Genomic DNA, 3501 nt, shown 5'->3' on the forward strand with positions numbered 1-3501 from the left:
CAGTGGACGCGAGCAACTGAGGACAAGCCCTCGGCCTATTAGTACCGGTCAGCTCCACCCGTTACCGGGCTTCCACATCTGGCCTATCAACCCAGTCGTCTACTGGGAGCCTTACCCTCTCAAGGAGGTGGGAATACTCATCTCGAAGCAGGCTTCCCGCTTAGATGCTTTCAGCGGTTATCCTTTCCGAACGTAGCCAACCAGCCATGCCCTTGGCAGGACAACTGGCACACCAGAGGTTCGTCCGTCCCGGTCCTCTCGTACTAGGGACAGCCCTTCTCAAGACTCCTACGCGCACAGCGGATAGGGACCGAACTGTCTCACGACGTTCTAAACCCAGCTCGCGTACCGCTTTAATGGGCGAACAGCCCAACCCTTGGGACCGACTCCAGCCCCAGGATGCGACGAGCCGACATCGAGGTGCCAAACCATCCCGTCGATATGGACTCTTGGGGAAGATCAGCCTGTTATCCCCGGGGTACCTTTTATCCGTTGAGCGACGGCGCTTCCACAAGCCACCGCCGGATCACTAGTCCCGACTTTCGTCCCTGCTCGACCCGTCGGTCTCACAGTCAAGCTCCCTTGTGCACTTACACTCAACACCTGATTGCCAACCAGGCTGAGGGAACCTTTGGGCGCCTCCGTTACTCTTTAGGAGGCAACCGCCCCAGTTAAACTACCCATCAGACACTGTCCCTGATCCGGATCACGGACCCAGGTTAGACATCCAGCACGACCAGAGTGGTATTTCAACGACGACTCCACCACCACTGGCGTGGCCGCTTCAAAGTCTCCCACCTATCCTACACAAGCCGAACCGAACACCAATATCAAACTATAGTAAAGGTCCCGGGGTCTTTCCGTCCTGCTGCGCGAAACGAGCATCTTTACTCGTAGTGCAATTTCACCGGGCCTATGGTTGAGACAGTCGAGAAGTCGTTACGCCATTCGTGCAGGTCGGAACTTACCCGACAAGGAATTTCGCTACCTTAGGATGGTTATAGTTACCACCGCCGTTTACTGGCGCTTAAGTTCTCAGCTTCGCCCTGCCGAAACAGAGCTAACCGGTCCCCTTAACGTTCCAGCACCGGGCAGGCGTCAGTCCGTATACATCGCCTTACGGCTTCGCACGGACCTGTGTTTTTAGTAAACAGTCGCTTCTCGCTGGTCTCTGCGGCCACCCCCAGCTCACGGAGTAAATCCGATCACCAGTGATGGCCCCCCTTCTCCCGAAGTTACGGGGGCATTTTGCCGAGTTCCTTAACCATAGTTCACCCGAACGCCTCGGTATTCTCTACCTGACCACCTGAGTCGGTTTAGGGTACGGGCCGCCATGAAACTCGCTAGAGGCTTTTCTCGACAGCATAGGATCATCCACTTCACCACAATCGGCTCGGCATCAGGTCTCAGACTATTGACAGGCGGATTTGCCTACCTGTCGTCCTACACCCTTACCCCGGGACAACCACCGCCCGGGATGGACTACCTTCCTGCGTCACCCCATCGCTTACCTACTACCACCTTGGGTCGACGGCTCCACCACTTTCCTTTCCCCGAAGGGTCCGGAACGGCTTCACGGCCTTAGCATTAATGGGCTCGATATTGGGCGTTTCAAAGCGGGTACCGGAATATCAACCGGTTGTCCATCGACTACGCCTGTCGGCCTCGCCTTAGGTCCCGACTTACCCTGGGCAGATCAGCTTGACCCAGGAACCCTTAGTCAATCGGCGCACACGTTTCTCACGTGTGTATCGCTACTCATGCCTGCATTCTCACTCGTGAACCGTCCACAACTCGCTTCCGCTGCTGCTTCACCCGGCACACGACGCTCCCCTACCCATCACAACACCCGTTGGGGCTTATTGCTGCAATGACACGACTTCGGCGGTGCGCTTGAGCCCCGCTACATTGTCGGCGCGGAATCACTTGACCAGTGAGCTATTACGCACTCTTTCAAGGGTGGCTGCTTCTAAGCCAACCTCCTGGTTGTCTCTGCGACTCCACATCCTTTCCCACTTAGCACACGCTTAGGGGCCTTAGTCGGTGTTCTGGGCTGTTTCCCTCTCGACCATGGAGCTTATCCCCCACAGTCTCACTGCCGCGCTCTCACTTACCGGCATTCGGAGTTTGGCTAAGGTCAGTAACCCGGTAGGGCCCATCGCCTATCCAGTGCTCTACCTCCGGCAAGAAACACACGACGCTGCACCTAAATGCATTTCGGGGAGAACCAGCTATCACGGAGTTTGATTGGCCTTTCACCCCTAACCACAGGTCATCCCCCAGGTTTTCAACCCTGGTGGGTTCGGTCCTCCACGAAGTCTTACCTCCGCTTCAACCTGCCCATGGCTAGATCACTCCGCTTCGGGTCTAGAGCACGCGACTCAATCGCCCTATTCGGACTCGCTTTCGCTACGGCTACCCCACACGGGTTAACCTCGCCACACACCACTAACTCGCAGGCTCATTCTTCAAAAGGCACGCCATCACCTCAACATCACAAGGATGTGCTCGGGCTCTGACGGCTTGTAGGCACACGGTTTCAGGTACTCTTTCACTCCCCTCCCGGGGTACTTTTCATCTTTCCCTCACGGTACTAGTCCGCTATCGGTCTTCAGGAAGTATTTAGGCTTACCGGGTGGTCCCGGCAGATTCACAGCAAATTCCACGAGCTCGCTGCTACTCGGGAACACCAGACAAACAATCCACAACGTGTTTTCGCGTACGGGACTCTCACCCACTCCGGTCGCCCATCCCAAGGCGTTCCACTAACACGCGTAACCGTTCCGAGGACTGTCAGATCCTCGACGCTGGGTCCCACAACACCACACACACAACGCCTGACAGCTTGACATGTGCATGGTTTAGCCTCTTCCGCTTTCGCTCGCCACTACTCCCGGAATCACGGTTGTTTTCTCTTCCTGCGGGTACTGAGATGTTTCACTTCCCCGCGTTCCCTCCACACACCCTATATATTCAGATGCGGGTAACACCACATAACTGGTGCTGGGTTTCCCCATTCGGAAATCCTCGGATCACAGCTCGGTTGACAGCTCCCCGAGGCATATCGCAGCCTCCCACGTCCTTCATCGGCTCCTGAAGCCAAGACATCCACCATGTGCCCTTAACAACTTGACCACAAAGATGCTCGCATCCACTCTACAGTTCTCAAACACCACACCAGAAACAAACAACCTGGGGGGTAAGCCCCTCGGCGTGTTGCCTCAGGACCCAACAGCGTGCTAAGTGAACAATCATCGACCAGACCCGACATACCCCGTTCCACGCACCGAAGTGCAGTACTAGAAGTCATCAGCAACCTGGCCTCAGGCCATAACCAGTAGTTCCACAATTCCTTGAGCAACCAGTGCCGGCACACAGTCGGTGCTGAAACCCTGGCCACTCCACACTGCTGATCCGGTCAATAACCGGGAGTGTGGATGTGTTGCTCCTTAGAAAGGAGGTGATCCAGCCGCACCTTCCGGTACGGCTACCTTGTTACGA

At 56.1% G+C, this 3501-nt stretch carries 2 rRNA genes; both read right to left on the reverse strand.

Annotated features, from left to right (window positions below):
- Positions 1–18: 18 nt before the first annotated feature.
- A 23S ribosomal RNA gene (locus tag ACWF5P_RS27060) occupies positions 19–3135 on the reverse strand.
- A 318-nt stretch (positions 3136–3453) separates the two neighbouring features.
- A 16S ribosomal RNA gene (locus ACWF5P_RS27065) occupies positions 3454–3501 on the reverse strand; the annotation flags it as partial.

The organism is Peribacillus sp. NPDC055009 (genome assembly GCF_053608705.1).